General features: G+C 75.5%; 15 protein-coding genes. 5 read left to right on the top strand and 10 right to left on the bottom strand.

Going from position 1 to position 17,184, the window contains the following annotated elements:
• Window positions 1-36 precede the first annotated feature (36 nt).
• Genes ABKW28_RS06640 through ABKW28_RS06620 form a run of 5 tightly spaced genes read right to left on the bottom strand, consistent with a single transcriptional unit; the run spans window position 37 to window position 4,107 of the window.
• Window positions 37-1,128 carry an acyltransferase family protein gene (locus tag ABKW28_RS06640; protein WP_348607498.1) on the bottom strand — a complete coding sequence of 364 codons (1,092 nt, stop codon included), beginning with the start codon at window positions 1,126-1,128 and terminating at the stop codon, window positions 37-39.
• 38 nt (window positions 1,129-1,166) lie between these two features.
• Complete coding sequence (locus ABKW28_RS06635; protein WP_348607495.1) at window positions 1,167-2,183, bottom strand: SIS domain-containing protein; 1,017 nt, start codon at window positions 2,181-2,183, stop codon at window positions 1,167-1,169.
• The gene (locus ABKW28_RS06630) at window positions 2,180-2,356 is read right to left on the bottom strand and encodes a Trm112 family protein (protein WP_193667290.1); all 177 of its coding nucleotides are present in this window, start codon (window positions 2,354-2,356) and stop codon (window positions 2,180-2,182) included. The genes ABKW28_RS06635 and ABKW28_RS06630 overlap by 4 nt, the downstream gene beginning before the upstream one ends.
• Before the next feature lie 5 nt (window positions 2,357-2,361).
• Window positions 2,362-3,738 (bottom strand): phosphomannomutase/phosphoglucomutase, encoded by a 1,377-nt coding sequence (locus ABKW28_RS06625; protein ID WP_348607493.1) that lies wholly within the window; start codon window positions 3,736-3,738, stop codon window positions 2,362-2,364.
• A gap of 9 nt (window positions 3,739-3,747) precedes the next feature.
• Window positions 3,748-4,107: a DUF3499 domain-containing protein gene (locus ABKW28_RS06620; protein WP_193667162.1), complete on the bottom strand. Its 360-nt coding sequence runs from the start codon at window positions 4,105-4,107 to the stop codon at window positions 3,748-3,750.
• 49 nt (window positions 4,108-4,156) lie between these two features.
• Here ABKW28_RS06620 and ABKW28_RS06615 point away from each other — a divergent pair, with 49 nt between their 5' ends.
• Complete coding sequence (locus ABKW28_RS06615) at window positions 4,157-4,594, top strand: metallopeptidase family protein (protein WP_348607490.1); 438 nt, start codon at window positions 4,157-4,159, stop codon at window positions 4,592-4,594.
• Between the two features lie 11 nt (window positions 4,595-4,605).
• On the opposite strand, the gene ABKW28_RS06610 is transcribed toward ABKW28_RS06615, so the two are convergent.
• The 3 genes from ABKW28_RS06610 to ABKW28_RS06600 form a co-directional block, all read right to left on the bottom strand.
• On the bottom strand, window positions 4,606-6,000 hold the full coding sequence (locus tag ABKW28_RS06610) for a DUF5719 family protein (RefSeq protein WP_348607487.1): 1,395 nt from the start codon (window positions 5,998-6,000) through the stop codon (window positions 4,606-4,608).
• Entirely contained in the window at window positions 5,997-8,864 is a 2,868-nt protein-coding gene (locus ABKW28_RS06605; protein WP_348607485.1) for a glycosyltransferase family 2 protein, read from the bottom strand. Before ABKW28_RS06605 ends, ABKW28_RS06610 begins: the two co-directional genes overlap by 4 nt.
• A gap of 101 nt (window positions 8,865-8,965) precedes the next feature.
• Window positions 8,966-9,220, bottom strand: coding sequence for a WhiB family transcriptional regulator (locus ABKW28_RS06600; protein ID WP_179613947.1), 255 nt, complete (start codon window positions 9,218-9,220; stop codon window positions 8,966-8,968).
• A 168-nt stretch (window positions 9,221-9,388) separates the two neighbouring features.
• Between ABKW28_RS06600 and cofD the strand changes: the two genes are divergently transcribed.
• The 3 genes from cofD to ABKW28_RS06585 all read left to right on the top strand — a co-directional run bounded on the left by cofD (window position 9,389) and on the right by ABKW28_RS06585 (window position 12,225).
• Window positions 9,389-10,402 (top strand): 2-phospho-L-lactate transferase, encoded by a 1,014-nt coding sequence (gene cofD / locus ABKW28_RS06595; RefSeq protein WP_193667157.1) that lies wholly within the window; start codon window positions 9,389-9,391, stop codon window positions 10,400-10,402.
• Window positions 10,399-11,409, top strand: coding sequence for a coenzyme F420-0:L-glutamate ligase (locus ABKW28_RS06590; protein WP_193667156.1), 1,011 nt, complete (start codon window positions 10,399-10,401; stop codon window positions 11,407-11,409). Before cofD ends, ABKW28_RS06590 begins: the two co-directional genes overlap by 4 nt.
• A 63-nt stretch (window positions 11,410-11,472) precedes the next feature.
• Window positions 11,473-12,225, top strand: a complete 753-nt coding sequence (locus tag ABKW28_RS06585) for a DUF3105 domain-containing protein (RefSeq protein WP_348607483.1) — start codon at window positions 11,473-11,475, stop codon at window positions 12,223-12,225.
• A 25-nt stretch (window positions 12,226-12,250) separates the two neighbouring features.
• Here ABKW28_RS06585 and ABKW28_RS06580 read toward each other — a convergent pair whose 3' ends face one another.
• Window positions 12,251-13,333: a sugar phosphate nucleotidyltransferase gene (locus tag ABKW28_RS06580; protein ID WP_348607480.1), complete on the bottom strand. Its 1,083-nt coding sequence runs from the start codon at window positions 13,331-13,333 to the stop codon at window positions 12,251-12,253.
• Window positions 13,334-13,357: 24 nt separating this feature from the next.
• Here ABKW28_RS06580 and ABKW28_RS06575 point away from each other — a divergent pair, with 24 nt between their 5' ends.
• Window positions 13,358-14,098, top strand: coding sequence for a TIGR03089 family protein (locus tag ABKW28_RS06575; RefSeq protein ID WP_348607478.1), 741 nt, complete (start codon window positions 13,358-13,360; stop codon window positions 14,096-14,098).
• Here the strand turns inward: ABKW28_RS06575 and ABKW28_RS06570 are convergent.
• Window positions 14,080-16,902: an FG-GAP-like repeat-containing protein gene (locus ABKW28_RS06570; RefSeq protein WP_348607476.1), complete on the bottom strand. Its 2,823-nt coding sequence runs from the start codon at window positions 16,900-16,902 to the stop codon at window positions 14,080-14,082. The genes ABKW28_RS06575 and ABKW28_RS06570 overlap by 19 nt on opposite strands.
• Window positions 16,903-17,184: the final 282 nt, after the last annotated feature.

Here is a 17,184-nt window from a genome sequence, read left to right as displayed (position 1 = left end):
GGGGCGTGGGCGTGGTGGGTCGGCACGACCAGGAGCCTACCCACGCGCCGCGGGCGCGCGCTGCTCGGCGGCCACCAGCTCGGCGACCTCCTCGGCGTGGTCGTCGACGCGCTGCGAGGCGACCGCGACCTCGGCCGCCTCCCCCACCCGGCGTCCCGCGAAGCCGAACGGGTCGACCACGTGGCCCAGCACCCGCGCCACCGGCGCGCTGGCCAGGAGCAGCGCCAGCCCGAGCGCCAGCACGCTGGTCACGACCAGCCCCAGGGCCGGGTGCTGCTCGGCGAAGCCGCCCCACCCGGCGTACCCGGCGCCCTTCACGGCGAAGCCGTGGAAGAGGTAGACCACGAGCGTCGCCGAGCCCATCCGGGTGAACCAGCCACCGACCCGCGGCACCAGGGCCAGGAAGGCCCACGCCCCCAGCGTGCCGAGGACCAGCAGGCTCGTGCGGGTCAGGAACGCGCGGGTGTCGCTGACGTCGAGCTCGTCGTAGCGCGCCCGGTAGTAGAGCCACTCGGTGGCCGCCCACTGGTCGGTGCGCGCGGTCAGGAACCAGATGCCGACCAGCACGCCCACCGAGACCACCTGCACCCAACGGGCGCGCAGCAGCTCGAGCCGCTCGGGGGTGGCCTTGAGACCCATCACGAAGAACGGCAGCAGGCCCAGGATGCGGGCCACGTCGAGGGTGTCCCCGGCGTAGAGACCGGCCACCAGGCTGACGCCGACCGCGACCGCGAGGCCGCCCCACAGGTCGCGCAGGACCGGGGTGAGCAGTCGCCAGAAGAACAGCGCCGAGAGGAACCACATCGGCCAGTGCGGGTCGCGCCACAGGTCCTCGAGCTGCTCGCCGCCGACGTGGATGCGGAACAGGGCGATGCCGGCCTCGAAGAGCACGTAGGGCACCGCGACGGTGCGCACCAGGCTCCACAGGCGCGCACGGGTGTAGGAGAAGGAGCGCGACAGGTAGCCGGTGACCAGCACGAACGCCGGGACGTGCCAGGCGTAGAGGAAGTCGTAGAGGTGCTCGACCAGCACGCTGTCGGGCAGCAGCACCCACGAGTGACCGAGGACCACCAACGTCACGAGGGCCATCTTGGCGTTGTCGAACCACGGGTCTCGTCGGGAGGCCATGGGTCCAGTCCTACCCGCCGGCGGCGGGCGGGCAAACCTCAGTCGTCGACCAGCCCGAGCCGCAGGTACTCGGCGGCGTAGGTGCCGCTGAGCAGCAGCGAGGCGTAGCGGGCGACCTCGTCGCCCTCCTCGCACGTCAGCGTCTCGACCCGCACCCCGCGCTCGGCGGCCGCCGACTCCAGCTGCTGGCGCTGCTCGTGCACCAGGGGGTCGTCGACGCCGTCGTCGAGGACCACCAGGACCGGGCGCAGGTCGCCGGCGCCGCCGGCGAAGGGGTCGTCGAAGACGTCCCGGGGGCGCGAGGCCTCGATGACCGGCAGCAGCTGGTCGACCTCGCCGGCGATGGCGGTGCGCCCGCTCGAGCGACGGATCGACTCCGCGACCCGGCGCGCGGCCCGGGCCGCCAGGACGCTGCCGCCCCAGACGACGGGGTTGGTGTCGGCCAGGCCGATGGCCAGCGTCTTGGCCGGGTTCACCGCCAGGTCGCGGCGCGGCGCGCAGGCCAGTGCGACCTGGTCGAGCGCGTCGGCGACGGTGCCGGGGTCGGCGCTGGGGCCCAGCCGCACCTGCTCGAGGTAGGAGAGCATGACCACGGCCGTGGCCAGCGGGTCGCGCGTGGTGGTCGGCAGGATGGCGCTCCAGCGCCCCGCGGCGTGCTCGGCGACCATCGACCCGGGCGGGCCGGCGACCACGACCTGGCAGCCGCGGCGCACCGCCGCGGCGGTGCCGTGGTCTCCCCCGTCGGGGGCCAGCACCGCCACCAGGTCGAGGCTGCCCGCCCAGCCGGGCAGCGCGTGGCCGGGCCAGGCCACGAAGGGCACCGGGCACCACGGCTCCAGCACCGCGCGCAGCAGCCGCGAGTCGGGGCCCGCGGCGATCACCGCCCGCGGCCGGGGCAGGTCCTGGGCACGGGTGACCGCCTCGGCCATCGCCGAGGCGGCGTCACCGGCCTCGCGGCGCACCCTCGAGCCGGACTCGGCCAGGGTCCGCAGCCGGACGTCGATGCGCTCCAGCGCCAGCTCGTCGTCGAGGCGGGACTCGTCGAACCAGGTCACGGGCGGCGGGCCTCGTCGACCAGCAGCACCGGGATCTGGTCGCGCACGGGGTAGGCCAGGCCGCACGAGCCGCACACCAGCTCGGGGCCGTCGCCCACGCCCGGGCCCTCGGCCAGGTCACCGTGGCAGTCGGGGCAGACGATGATCTCCAGCAGGGCCGGGTCGAGGTCCAGGCCGCTCATCGCGCACCCCTGATCATGCTCAGCACCTCGTCGCGCACGGTCGTCATGGTCTGCTGGTCCTTCCCCTCGGCGTTGAGCCGCAGCAGCGGCTCCGTGTTGGAGCCGCGCACGTTGAAGGCCCAGTCTGCGTGCAGCACGCTGAGCCCGTCGAGCCGGTCGGTGCTCACGCCCTCGCGACCGGCGTACGCCGCCTCGATCGCGGCGATCACCTCGCCCTGGTCGGCGACCGTGGAGTTGATCTCGCCGCTGAGCGGGTAGCGCTCGTACTGCGCCAGCAGCGCCGAGAGCGGGAGGTCGGTCTCGGCGAGCGCGGCCAGCGCGTGCAGCGCCGCGAGCATCCCCGAGTCGGCGCGCCAGAAGTCGCGGAAGTAGAAGTGCCCCGAGTGCTCCCCGCCGAAGACCGCGTCGGTCTCGGCCATCGTGGCCTTGATGTAGGAGTGGCCCACCCGGGTGCGCACCGGGCGCCCGCCCAGCTCCTCGACCAGCTGCGGCACGGCCCGGCTGGTGATCAGGTTGTGGATGACGGTCGACCCGGGGTGCTTGGCCAGCTCGCGCGCCGCGATCAGGGCCGTCAGCGTCGACGGCGAGACCGCGACGCCGCGCTCGTCGACGAGGAAGCAGCGGTCGGCGTCGCCGTCGAAGGCCAGGCCGACGTCGGCGCCCTCCGCCACGACGCGTGCCTGCAGGTCGACCAGCGTCTCGGCGTCGATGGGGTTGGCGTCGTGGTTCGGGAACGTGCCGTCGAGCTCGAAGTACATCGGCACGACGTCGACGACGTCGTCGCCCAGGCGCCCGAAGACGGCCGGGGCGGTGTGCCCGGCCATCCCGTTGCCCGCGTCGACGACCACCTTGAGCCGCCGCCCGGAGACCGGCGCCAGGGTCAGCAGGTGGGCGGCGTAGGCCTCGAGCACGTCGTGGCTGCTGATCGAGCCGGTGCCCACCGCGTCGGGCACGACGCCGGCGACCACGCGGTCGCGGATCTCGGCGAGACCGGTGTCGGCGCCCACCGGCACGGCGTGCGCCCGGCACATCTTGATGCCGTTGTACTGCGCCGGGTTGTGGCTGGCGGTGAACATCACGCCGGCCCGGCCCAGGAAGCCCGAGGCGAAGTAGAGCTGGTCGGTGGAGGCCAGGCCGATCATCACCACGTCGGCCCCGGCCTCGGTGGCGCCCTCGGCGAAGGCGCCGGCCAGCCCGGGCGAGCTGGGACGCATGTCGTGGCCGACCACGACCGAGTCGACGCCGAGCACCTGCACGTAGGCGAGGCCCGTGGCGCGGGCGAGCGCCTCGTCGATCTGGTCGGGGGCGATCCCGCGCACGTCGTAGGCCTTGAAGACCGCGTGGACGTTGTCGGCACTCAGGGTGTCGGCCATGCCCTGACCCTAGTGGTCGGAGCTGAGCACCCGCAGATGGCCCCGACGCGTGGTCTCACGGCCGGTCTCCGCCTCGGGCAGGGACCGCTGCACGGGGGCCGGCCGGCCGGCCTCGCGCACGGCGTCGGCGAGCGCGAGGAGGTCGTCGTTGCTGGGACCGGGGGGCGCGGGCTGGGCCAGGCGGAGCACCTCCCAGCCACGGGGGGCCGAGAGCCGCTCGCTGTGGGTCTCGCACAGGTCGTAGGCGTGCGGCTCGGCATAGGTGGCCAACGGACCGAGCACGGCGGTCTGGTCGGCGTAGACGTAGGTCAGCGTCATCACCGCAGGCCGGCCGCACGCGGTGCGGGAGCAGCGGCGGGCGGGCTTCACGGCCCAGACGCTACCTCCCGCCGGGGCCGGCGCCGACTAGGCTCGCGGCATGCCCGACGACGCCGTGCCCCGACGTGGGATCCGTGACCGGCGCGGTCGGGGCCCGCGCGGGCCCGGTGTGCGGCCCGCGGTGCCCGGCACGGTCGCCGTCCGCACCCGCCGCCAGCGCTTCGACGACCTGGTCCTCGACCTGGTCACCGACCTCGAGGACCGCTGGTCCGACCGGCTCGGGCTCGTGGAGTTCGCCGTCGAGGACACGCCGCTGGTGCCGGACGACTGGACCCCCGACAGCGTGCCGCTCGCGTCGCTGGTGCGCGGCGCCGGCGGGCGGCCGAGCCGGCTGGTGGTCTTCCGCCGCCCGATCGAGCACCGGTGCGAGACCCGCTCGGAGCTGCACGCGCTGCTGCTGACCGTGCTCGTCGAGCAGGTCGCCGAGCTCCTCGGCTGCGACCCCGCCGACGTCGACCCCCGCTACGACGCGGACTAGGGCAGGCCGGTCTAGGGCAGGCCGGGCCGCACGGCGGGCACCAGGTCGGTCAGCACCAGCGGCCGCAGCGGCAGCACCGCCGCACCGGACCCGGTCTCGACCAGCACCGAGCCGACGAGGTCGAGGCCGTCGGTGCGCACCTCGACCAGCGCGGCGCCGTCGGGCAGCGGCACCGACAGCCCCACCTCCGGCGAGAGCTCGTAGCGGCGCCGCCGCAGCCGCTCGCCGTCGGCGTCGCGGGCCTCGACGCGCACCGTCCCGACGCCGTCGGCGTCGGCGAGCAGGAGCTGCTTGGCCCCGGCGGGCACCGGCAGCAGGGTGGTGCCCTCGACACGGCCGCCGGGCACCGACTGGAGCAGGTCGGCGCCGCTGCGGGCACGGAAGGTCGCGGTCACGGGCCGGCTGCTGACCACGCGCAGGCCCAGGGCGCCCTCGGCCGCGTCGGAGCCCAGCAGGCCCTCGACGGGGATCCGCTCGACGCTGCCCGGGTCGACGGTGACCTCCTCGAGCTCGGCCGGCGCGAAGACGGAGCCGGCGGTGATCACCTCGAGGCGCACCCGGGCGACGTCGTCGCCGCCGTTGGCGAGCACCACCGAGCGCTCGTCACCGTCCTGGGGATCGGCGTCGGGCAGCCCCAGCAGCACGTTGGCCAGCCCGGGCTCCTCCTGGCCGGGGAGGTACTCCTTGGTGGGCACGCCGCGGCCGATGGGCACGAACGCGTCGACGACCACGGCCGCGACGCGTCCCCGCTCGGTGCTCACCCGGATCGCCAGCTCCTCGCGCTGGGGGACCTCGGCCCCCAGGCGCAGCCGCACGGTGCCCCGCCCGGGCACCGCGACGCCGCGCAGCCCGTCGGCCTCCACGGGCCCGGACTGGCCGTGCACCTCGACGTCGACGGTCGCCGGCCCGGCGTCGGGGTTGGTCAGCTCGAGGACCGAGGTGTGCTCGGCGCCGGCCCCCACACCGGTGAACCACTGGTCGGAGCGGGTGGCCGGGCAGGCCACCGCACGCAGGCCCGGACCGGCGGTGCGCAGCGCCACCAGCCCGGGGGCCAGCGCGCCGGTGCCGGTGACCACGGCGACGTCGTCGGTGTCCGCGACCCCGGCGGCACGCCGGTCGAGACGCAGGTCGTCGCCCTCGGCGCCGATCCCCACCTCGCCGCGGGCCCCGGTGCCGCTGGCCACGACGACACGGCCGTCGCTGGTCGCCGTCGGGCAGACCAGGGTGGCCCGGTCGAGGTCGGCCTCGCGCGGCGGCTGGTCGGCCGGGCGCGGCGCGACCGCGCTGTCGGCCAGCAGGGCCCCGCCCACGGCCAGCGCGGGCACGACCACCGCCGCCACCAGCACGCGGTCCAGCCGGCGTGCGGAGCCGGTGCCGGCCCTCCGGCCGGGGGTCACGGGGCTCATCGGCGCCTCCTGCGCTCGCGGGTGGGGGCGCAGAGGACCAGGACCACCACGAGCGTGACGCCCTGCACCACGAGCAGCACGACGTGCAGCGGGGAGGTGCCGGTCTCGAGCGCCCGCGTCGACAGGGGCTCGTCGACCTGCCACGCCCGGGTGCCGGGGTCGGCGGCGCTGGCCTGCACCAGGCCGCCGGCGGCGTCGAGGCCGGCCGCCACGTCGCCGTCGGCGGGAGCCGGCAGCACGACGTGCTCGATGCCGAGGTCGCCGAGGCGCGCGACGGTGTCGCTGGTGGGGGCCGAGACGAGCTCGCGCACCGTGGCGGTGAGGTCGGCGTCCTCGCCGCTCAGCGCGAGCACCTCGTCCTCGCCGAGGGTGGTGCCGTCGCCACGGCGCACGGTGTGCTCGAGGCCGCCGGCGACGTCGCCGCGCAGCACCAGGATGCCGTGCTCGGGGCCCAGCTCGGAGCGCTGGACCATGTAGGCGGGGACGTCGGAGGCGGGCTCGTCGCCGAGCCGGCCGTCGGCCACGACCGCCCAGGCCAGGCCGAGGACCGGCACCACGGCGGCGACGAGGCCCAGGCCCACCAGCAGCGGCCGGGCGGCAGTCTCGCGCGCACCGACGCCGCCGAGCACCACGGCGGTCACCAGGGCCCCGGCCAGCACCGCGAGCGGCGCGGCCACGCCCGGCGCGGCGGTGCCGACGACGAGCTCGAGGCGCACCACGGAGAGCGCGAGGGCCACCAGCACGGCCACCAGGGCCACCACCCACACCAGGAGCACGGCCGCCCTGGTGGGGCGCGGCACCAGCGCCAGCAGCGCGAGGACGACCAGCACCAGGCCGAGCCACCACGGCGCGCCCGTGTCGGTGAGGCGGCCTGCGAGCAGCTGGAGGCCGCTGGGCTCGGCCGCGGGCAGGCGACCCGGGTCGAGCAGCAGCGCCTCGGCGGCGCCGCGGCGCAGCGACCCCACCCACCAGGGAGCGAGCAGCGCGAGCGGCACCAGGAGGGCGGTGAGGGGCGGCAGCCAGGTCGACCGGTCGCGCGCGGCGCCGGGGAGCACGAGGACCACCACCGTCACGACGACGCCCGTGAGCAGCGCCGCGACCAGCCAGGCGGTGGGCGTGAAGGCGGTGAGCAGGGCGAGCAGGAGCCCCAGCCGCCACGCGGCCCGCCAGCGGCGGTCGGCCGCCGGGTCGGCGAAGCCGAGCGCGGCGTGCGCCGCCCACGGCAGCAGCGCGACGCTCACGACCGGCCCCAGCCGTCCCTCGCCCCACGCACCGCTGGTCAGCGGCACCAGCGCGTAGGTCGCCGAGCCCCAGACCAGCAGCCACCGCGGGGCGCCCCGCACGGAGACCAGACGGCCGGCGACCCGCAGCAGGCGCCAGGCGCCCCACAGGGCCAGGGGTGCCGCCAGCAGCAGCACCGCCGAGACCGCGGCGGCAGGGCTGCCGCCCAGCAGCGTCGCGAGCAGCGCGAGGGGCAGCAGGTAGGCCGGGGCCGGCACGGCGGTGCCCTGCCCCAGCGCGTGCCAGGTCTCCAGCAGCAGCCCCCACCACGCCCCGGCGGTGTCCGGCACGGGCGCCAGGGCGCCGCCGACGGCCTGGCCGAAGCCGGCCCGGGTGGCCACCAGGAGGGCCAGCACGCCCAGGGAGAGCACCACCGCCACCGGGTCGCTCAGGAACCGGGCCACGAACGAGGTGTCCTCGGGGACGTCCTCGTCCTCGGCGTCCTCGGCGACCGCCCGGCGCGCGCCGGCCTGGGCGGCGTACGCCGCCGGGTCGCGCTCGGCGGCCGCGGCCCGGCGCCGCTCGGCGACGTCGCTCGCCTGGTCGGTGAGCGCGGAGGCCAGGTCGCTGACCGCGTCGAGACCGTGGCGGTAGGGCAGCCAGGGCGGGGCCAGCAGCCGCCGCACCTCCTGCGGCGGCGCGGTGGCCCGGCCCCGGCGCTCGCGGCGGGCACGGCGGACGTCGCCGGCCGAGCCGGCCAGCGAGAGCAGCGCGGCGAGCTCGTCGAGGGCCTCCCCGACCGAGCGGACGAGCAGGAAGCCCAGCACCCGCAGCACCGTGCCGAGCACCAGGCGCACGACCTGCAGCGGCAGGGCGCGCGGTCGCGCGTTGACCAGCAGCGTGAACAGCGCTGCTCGCCGCTCCTGGAAGTGCGTGTGCCGCCCGGTCAGGGCGGTGCGGCGCAGACCCCGGTGGGCGGCCTCGGCGTGGAAGACCACGGCCTGGGGCACGACCAGCGTGGTGTGCCCGGCGGCGGCGGCGCGCCAGCCGAGGTCGATGTCGTTGCCGAAGACGGGCAGGTGGTCGTCGAGGCCGCCCAGGTCCTCCAGGACCTGGCGGCGCACGAGCATCCCGGCGGTGTTGACCGCGAGGACCCGCCGCACCTCGTCGTGCTGGCCCTGGTCGTACTCGCCGCGCTCGAGCCCGGTCTCGCGGCGCCCGGTGCCCGAGATGGTCACCCCGACCTCGAGGAGGCGACGCAGCGAGGGCCACTCGCGCAGCTTGGGCCCCAGGATGTCGGCCTCGGGGTGCTCGTCGGCGGCGGCGAGCAGCGCCTCGAGCGCGGACGCGTCGGGCGTGGAGTCGTCGTGCAGCAGCCAGAGCCACTCGACCTCGGGCCCGAGCTCGGCCACGCCGCGGCGCACCGCCTCGGGGTAGCCGGTGCTCGCCGGGGCCGGCACGACCGGGCCGAAGGCGGCCTCGAGCAGGTCGGCGCTGTCGTCGCGGCTGCCGGTGTCGACGGCCACGACCCGGTCGGGGGCCCGGGTCTGCGAGCGCAGCGCATCGATCACGACGGGCAGCCAGCGCGCACCGTCGTGACTGACCACGAGGGCGGCCACCGCCCCCCGACCCGACCCGGACACGATCGGCAAGCGTACGTGCCCACGGGCACGGGCCCCGAAATGCAAGGGACCCCGGTCGCTGACGACCGGGGCTGACCCTCACCAGGGTGCGCGGAGCACCCTCAGACTGCGCGCTTCTTCAGCTTGCGACGCTCCCGCTCGGAGAGGCCGCCCCAGATGCCGAAGCGCTCGTCGTTCATCAGCGCGGACTCGAGGCACTCGTCACGCACCTCGCAGGTCAGGCAGACCTTCTTGGCCTCCCTGGTGGAACCACCCTTTTCAGGGAAGAACGCCTCGGGGTCGGTCTGTGCGCACAGGGCGCGATCCTGCCAGCCCGCCTCGGTGGCGTCCGATTCGAGGAGAAACAGCTCTCTCACGGCGTACGCCCTTTCGACCCAGTGGAAATCCCGAAGAACACTGTGGGAATTACATGCCTGTCGTACACCGGAAGTCAAGCGAAAGTCTGGTATTACCCCACCGGGTCCAGACCCCGTGACCGGGGGTCTGCGGACCGGCGGCGCCGGTCGCTGCGGCACAGTAGCCCCATGCGTTCCCTCACCGTCCTCTCCGGGGGCATCGGCGGCGCCCGCTTCCTGCAGGGTCTGCTGCACGCCATCGACACCGGCGCCCTGCCCGGCGTGGCCCCCGACGCGGTCGTCACGGTCGTCACCAACACCGCCGACGACCTGTGGGTGCACGGGCTCAAGGTCTGCCCCGACCTCGACACGGTGATGTACACCCTCGGCGACGGGATCGACCCCGAGCGCGGCTGGGGCCGGCGCGACGAGACGTGGAGCGTGCGCGAGGAGCTGGCGGCGTACGGCGTCGAGCCGACCTGGTTCGGCCTCGGCGACCGCGACGTGGCGACCCACCTGGTGCGCACCCAGATGCTCGAGGCGGGCTACCCGCTCTCGGCGGTCACCGCCGCCCTGTGCCGGCGCTGGCTCGAGCCGGTGCACGGCGAGCGCCTGCGCCTCCTGCCGATGACCGACGACCGGGTCGAGACCCACGTCGCGGTCGCCGACGCCGACTCCCCCAGCGGCACCCGGGTCGTGCACTTCCAGGAGTACTGGATCCGGATGCGCGCCGAGGTGCCCGCGGAGACGGTCGTCGTCGTGGGTCTCGACGCGGCCACGCCGGCGCCCGGCGTGGTCGAGGCGATCACCGGGGCCGACCTGGTGCTGGTGCCGCCGTCGAACCCCGTGGTCTCCGTCGGCACGATCCTGGGCGTGCCCGGGGTCCGCGAGGCCCTCGTCGCCACCGGTGCGCCGGTGGTGGGCCTGTCCCCGATCGTCGGGGGCCAGCACGTGCGCGGCATGGCTCGCCAGCTGCTGACCGCCATCGGGGTCGAGGTCAGCGCGGCCGGCGTCGGGCTGCACTACGGGGCCCGCTCGCAGGGCGGGGTGCTCGACGGCTGGCTGGTCGACACCGGTGACGCGGGCGACGTCGCGGCCCTCGAGGAGGCCGGCCTGCGCGCGGGCGCCGTGCCGCTGATGATGACCTCGCCCGACGCCACCGCGGCCATGGTGGCCGCCGCGGTCGACCTCGCGACCCGATGACGTCCCTGACGGTGCACGCCCCCGACGGCGTGCCCGAGGTCGTGGAGGGCACCGACCTGGCCGCCGCGCTGCTCGGGGCGCTGGGCCACGGCACGGGTGGCCACGACCTCGTCGACGGCGACGTCGTGGTGGTCACCAGCAAGGTCGTGAGCAAGTCGGAGGGCCGGGTGCGCCGGGGCGACCGGGCCCGGGCGCTGGCCGACGAGACCGCCCGGGTGGTGGCGCGCCGCGGGCCGACCACGATCGTGCGCACCCACCACGGGCTGACCATGGCCGCGGCCGGCATCGACGCCTCCAACGTCGAGCTGGGCTCGATCGTGCTGCTGCCGGTCGATCCCGACGCCTCCGCGCGCCGCCTGCGCGCACGCCTGCACGAGCTGTGCGGGCACGTGGTGGGCGTGGTCGTCACCGACACCGCAGGTCGCGCCTGGCGCGAGGGGCAGACCGACATCGCGATCGGCGCCGCCGGGCTCGACGTGGCCGAGAGCTTCGCCGGCCGGGTCGACGCCCACGGCAACGAGCTGGCGGTGACCGCGCCCGCCGTCGCCGACGAGGTCGCGGGCGCCGCGGAGCTGGCCCAGGGCAAGCTCGGCGGCCGGCCGTTCGCGGTGCTGCGCGGGCGCGCCGACCTGGTGCTCCCCCTCGACGACCCCGGCCCCGGCGCCACCGCGCTGGTGCGGCCCGAGGGCGGCGACCTCTTCGGGTACGGCGCCCGCGAGGCCGTCGTGCGCGCGCTGCGCGGCGCGGCGCTAGACCAGGCGCCCTTCGGGGCCCCGGCACCACCGGAAGAGCTCGTCGCGGCCGTCGATCACGTCAGCGGCGGCACCGCCACGACGACCCCGTCCGCGGGCGACCCCACCGTGCTGGAGGTCCGGCTGACCCCTGCCGACCGGCCTCGCCTGGCCGCGCTCCTGGCCCCCCTGGCGTTCGCGCACGGGTGGTCGGCGCACGCCCCCGACGACGCGGGATCCGCCGTCGCTGCCGAGTTGCGACCGCGCACTCCGTAGAATCCCCGCCAGCCCCCGGGAACGACCCGAGAGACCGCCCCCGACACCGAGGACAGCCGAACCGTGGCCAAGCCCGCCAAGTCCGACCGCCAGGCCAAGATCGACGCGATCCGCAAGCAGCAGAAGGGCGCCGACAAGCGCCGCGGCTACGCGATCGTCGCCGTCTGCGGCGTCATCGCCGCCGCCATCATCGCGGTGCCGCTCTACGGGATCATCAGCGACGAGGTCGCCAGCAGCCAGTACAGCTCGCTGGCCATCGACGAGATCGGCGCCCCCGCCGACGTGTGCGGCGAGGTCACCACCGAGCCCGCGGCCGACAGCGGCACCCACGTCCCGCAGGAGCAGCAGGTCACCTACGACACCTCGCCGCCGGCGTTCGGCCCGCACTGGAACATCGCCGGCGTCGCGCCCGTCTCCGGGGCCCGCGAGTTCTACACCGCCGACGACCGTCCCGAGATCGAGGCCCTCGTGCACAACCAGGAGCACGGCTACACCGTGCTCTGGTACGACGAGACGATCGCCGACGACGACGAGGCGCTCGGCGAGGTGCGCGGCATCGCCGAGAAGTTCTCCGACGAGTCCAACCGCCGCAACGCCTTCATCGCCGCGTCCTGGACCTCCGAGGACGGCGACGCCTTCCCCGACGGCCAGCACGTCGCGATGACCCACTGGTCGGCCGGCGGCGCCGGTGAGACCGACACCGCCAACCAGGTCGGGGTGTGGCAGTACTGCTCCGAGCCCAGCGGCGCGGCGGTCGAGGAGTTCGTGACCGAGTACCCCCAGCAGGACTCCCCCGAGCCCAACGCCTTCCTCTGACCGGCCCTGACCGGGTCGGAGCGGCTCAGGTCAGGTCGGCGCGCCCGGACTCCTTGAGGGCGGCCACCACGGCCTTGACGTCCTGGGCGCGCTCGCGCGTGGTCACCAGCAGGGCGTCGGGGGTGTCGACGACCACGACGTCGTCGAGCCCGACGACCGCCACCGTCCGGCCGCCGGCCACGACGAGGCCGGAGGCGTCGACGACGCGCACGTCGGCGTCGCCGAGCACCGTCATCGGGACCCCGTCGGCGCCCAGCAGCGCCGCCAAGGAGTCGAAGTCGCCCACGTCCTCCCAGTCGAAGGCGGCCGGCACCGTGGCCACCCGGCCGGCCGCGGCGGCGGGCTCGGCCACCGCGTGGTCGACGGCGATGCGGGGCAGGCGCGGCCAGATCTCGTCCATGCGCGAGCCGTCGGCCGCGAGCGCGCGCAGGTCGGCGGCGAAGCCCGGGTCGGTGTCGGCCAGCAGGTCCAGCAGCACGGTGGGCCGGGCCACGAACATGCCGGCGTTCCAGCGGTAGCCGCCCTCGGCCAGGTAGCCCCGGGCGACCTCCACCGACGGCTTCTCGACGAACTGCGAGACCCGGGCGGCGCCGGGGTGCTCGGCCAACGGCTCGCCGGAGCGGATGTAGCCGAAGGCCGAGGAGGGGAACGTCGGCTCGACGCCGAGCGTGACCAGCCACCCCTCGCGGGCCACCTCGACGGAGGTGCGCACCGCGCCGGCGAAGCCCTCGACGTCGGTGATGACGTGGTCGGCGGCGAAGGAGCCCATCACCGCGTCGGGGTCGGCGCGCTCGATGAGCGCCGCCGCGAGCCCGATCGCGGCCATGGAGTCGCGGGCGGACGGCTCGGCGAGGATAGCCTCGGGCGCCAGCGTGTCGAGCTGGCCGGCCACGGCGTCGCGGTGTGCGGCCCCCGTCACCACCAGCACCCGGCCCGGGGCGAGCGGCCCCAGCCGGTCGTGGGTCTCCTGGATCAGCGTGCGGCCGCTGCCCCGCAGGTCGTGCAGGAACTTCGGCGCCCCGGCGCGGCTCAGCGGCCACAGGCGGGTGCCGGCGCCGCCGGCGGGCACCACGGCCCAGAAGGAGTCGATGGGCGCGAGGCTCGTCATGGGCGACACCCTAGTGTCGGGGCCGTGACGACCCTCCCCGCCCTGCTGCAGCGCGAGCTGTCCCGCGACCCGGGCCGCCCGCTGGTGACCTTCTACGACCACGCCTCGGGCGAGCGCAGCGAGCTCTCCGTGACGACGTACGCCAACTGGGTGGCCAAGGCGGCCTCGCTGCTCGTGGAGGAGCACGACCTCGAGCGCGGCGACGCGCTGTGCCTCGACCTGCCCGCCCACTGGCTGGGCCCGGTGTTCCTGGGGGCCGCGTGGAGCGCAGGCCTGGTGGTGGTGGGCGCCGAGGAGGCGGGCACCGCCGAAGCCGTGGTGTGCGGTCCCGGGTCGGTGGCCGAGCACGCCGCCCGTGCCGGGGACGTGCCGGTGCTGGCCTGCGCCCTGCTCCCGATGGGGGTGCGCTTCGCCGAGCCGCTGCCCGAGGGCGTCCACGACGTCGGCGTGGAGATCTGGGGCCAGCCCGACTCGTTCATCGCCTTCGACCCCCCGGAGGCCGACGACGTCGCCGTCCGCGCGCCCGGACTGGCGCTGAGCCAGTCGGAGCTGTGGAGCGCGGCCGCCGCCGGGACTCTCGTCACCGACGGCGGCCGTCTCCTCTCGGCGGCGAACCCGGCTTCCCCACCGGAGCTCGCCACCTTCACCGAGCCGCTCGCACGCGGCGGCTCGCTGGTCCTGGTCGCGCACCCTGACCCGGCGCGCCTCGAGTCGACCTCGGCCGACGAGCGCGTCACGGACAGGGATCAGTCCACCAGGTCGTAGACCCCCGCCCCGTCGGCGAGGAAGCGCGGCGCCCGGAAGCCCGACGCCTTGCCCTCGAGGAGCCAGAGGTGGCCGGTGGCGCTCTCGCGCACCACCAGGTCGGCGCGCGTCGCGAGCGTCATGTCGCCGATCCCGGTCACGAGGTCGTAGCCGCGCAGGTCGAGGTCGAGTCGCTGGGGGTCCGTCAGCCCGCCCGGTCCGTTGCCGGGGTAGGCCACCAGCGCGTCGCCCTGCCGGAACGCCGAGTCGGGTGCACCGTCGCGGTTCCACAGGCCGACACCGACCTGGCGGGTCGCGCTGATCGCGCTGTGCGCGACGTACGCCGGACCCAGCTGCGCCGCGCCCCGGCCGGGGTAGATCATCATCGAGCCCCCGGTCGGCTGGCCCATCAGGTCGGGCCAGCCGTCGCCGGTGACGTCGCCGACCGACTCGAGCAGGCGGACGCCGCCCATGCCGCGGCCCAGCAGCACGGCCTTGCCGAACGAGCCGGCACCGTCGCCGGGACGCATCTTGAGCGCACCGTTCTTGCGCTTGCGCAGCACCAGGTCGCCCAGGCCGTCACCGTCCCAGTCGCCGACGTTGAGCAGCAGGTCGGCCGAGCGCATCCGGGTGCCGGTGTCCACCGGGGCGCGGGTCTCCGCCTCGCCGGTCGAGACGATCTTCATCAGGGTGTCGCCCTTGAGGAAGACCAGGTCGGGGACCCCGTCCCCGCTCAGGTCGGCTCCCCCGGTCAGGCCCGGGCGCCCCTTGAGCCGCTTGATCGGGCCCAGCGGGTGGCCCACGCTGCCGTCGCCGCGACCGGGCAGCACGTAGCCGTGCCCGCGCTCGCGCCGCACGAAGAGGTCGGTGTGGCCGTCCCCGTTCCAGTCGCCCAGCGCGCTGACGACGTCCCACGCGGAGCCGGAGCCGGCGCCGACCAGGGGCTGCGCGGCACCGAAGCCCGCGGCCGAGCCGCGGTGCCAGACCATGGCGCCGTCCGTACGCCGGGCGACGAGGTCGGCGAACCCGTCGCCGTCGAGGTCGCTCCCGGCCAGGGCGTCGTACCCGGACCAGCCGGTCGTGGCCGCGGCGGCGCGGAAGCGCCCGTCACCGCGCCCCGAGAGCACCTCGAGGGTGTCGCCGTCGCGCCCGACCAGGTCGGGACGCCCGTCGCCGTCGACGTCGCCGACCGCGGTGACCAGGTCGTGGCCCTCGGTGGCGGTGGCGGTGCGGGTGGTCTCGCCGAAGCCCCCGTCCTGCCCGGGCCGCACGTCGACCGCACCCGACGCCGTCACGCCCAGGGCGTCGGGACGCCCGTCGCCGGTCACGTCGTCGGAGAGCAGCACCGACTCGTAGCCCGACCAGCCCGACGAGACCGTGGCCGGCTTGCGGACCCGGCTCATCCCGCCGGTGGGGATGATCAAGACGCGACCGTCGGAGGCGCGGCGCGCCACCAGGTCGGGGTGCGGGGAGTCGACCAGGTCGGCCGGCAGCTGGCGCCCGCCGAAGTCGGCCTGGGCGGCGTCGGCCAGCCTGCGGATGTCACCCAGGCGCTGGTAGAGGAACGTGCCGGGGCAGGCGGTCGAGCCGGCGTCGCGGTGGCCGTTGACGGCCGGGAAGGAGCGGCTGCCGACCTGCTGGGAGCCCGAGGCGGCGTCGACGCCGTGCAGCGACAGCTTCCACGCGAAGAGCGCGCCGTAGGCCTGCACCACGGCCTCGCTGGGCCGCACCTGCTCGAAGTTGCCGATCGCCGACATCGCGAACGAGTTCTCGTTGTAGCCCAGGGTGTGCGCCCCGACCACCGGGCGGTCGACGCCGCCGGCGCGGCCCTCCCAGATCCGACCGAAGCGGTCGACGAGGTAGTTGTAGCCGACGTCGGACCAGCCCCGGGACTTCGTGTGGTACGCGTAGATGCTGCGCAGCATCGCCGGGACCTGGTCCTTGGTGTAGCTGTTGGCGTTGACCGTGTGGTGCACGAAGCCCGCGTGCACCTCGTGGTAGCTCGGCGACCCGCTGCGCAGTCGCTCGTCGGCGCCCCACTGGGCGCGCGAGTAGATCACCGGCTTGGGCGTCACCTGCGACGACTGCAGGGTCAGCACGTCGGCGCCGGCGCTGTCGTCGACCTCGAGGTCGCTGACGGCGACCGCGTCACCCGCCCCGTCGAGCGTGGCGGTGTCGAGGGCGGCGCGCTCCTCGGCGGTGGCCTCGGGGGTGCCGGGGTCGATCACCGCCATCCGCATGTCACCGGGCAGCGCGCCGGCGCGCTCGGTGCTGCGCACCTGCACGTCGTCGACCTCGCCGACCATCATCGGCTCGGTCCCGGGGCGCGCCTGGGCCGCCTCGGCGCTGCCCGCGTCGGGGGCGTGCTCGTCGTGGTACTCCAGCTCGGCCCACTCGCTCCACTCCCCGGCTGTGCGGGTGCGCACCTCGAAGGCGATCTCGTCCTCGTCGAGCTGGGCACCGGGCTCCCAGGTGACGCCGACGGCGCCGTAGCCGCTCACCGGCTCGGGACGGCTGGTCAGCACCGTGGCACGCCCACCGAGGGGACGGGCCTGCACCCGACCGACGGTGGCGCCCGAGGGGGCGGTCAGCGCGTGCTCCTCGACGACGGCCTCGACCGGCGCGGTGGGCACGGTGGCCGTCTGCTGCGCCGAGCGGACGTACGCCGCGAGGGCGCCGTCGTAGGCGGGCGCGGCACCACTGCCGGGGCGCTGGACGACCTCGAGGCTGATCACGCTCGCGGCGGGCGCGAGCACGGCGACGACGGCACCGAGCACCAGCAGCTGCTGGCAGCCGCTGACGAAACGAGACCTGCTGGGGGGCATACGACGGTCCTTCACAGTGCGCGGGGAAGTTCACACGGTGCGCAACTTTCACACGAGTCACATGGGCCACGGAAGGTTTCGTGAGTAACTACAATCGTGTAATTTCCAGTCGACACGCCGACGATGTCGAGAAAAGTCAAGTTCTCGAGGGTGCGCAGGTGCCAGCGGCGCCGTTGGTCGAGCAGGGAGGAGCGCCAGCGACGAGCGACGCCGAGACCCCGTGAGTGACTCGCAGACCGCAACCGTGCTCGCCGTACGCCATGGACCCACCCGGTTTCGAGA

Origin of the sequence: Nocardioides sp. 31GB23, from assembly GCF_040012395.1 — a bacterium.
In the GTDB taxonomy this organism is placed as follows: Bacteria; Actinomycetota; Actinomycetes; order Propionibacteriales; family Nocardioidaceae; genus Nocardioides; species Nocardioides salarius.
The sequence above is the reverse complement of the archived record's forward strand: the minus strand, read 5'-3'. Positions and strand labels throughout refer to the sequence as shown.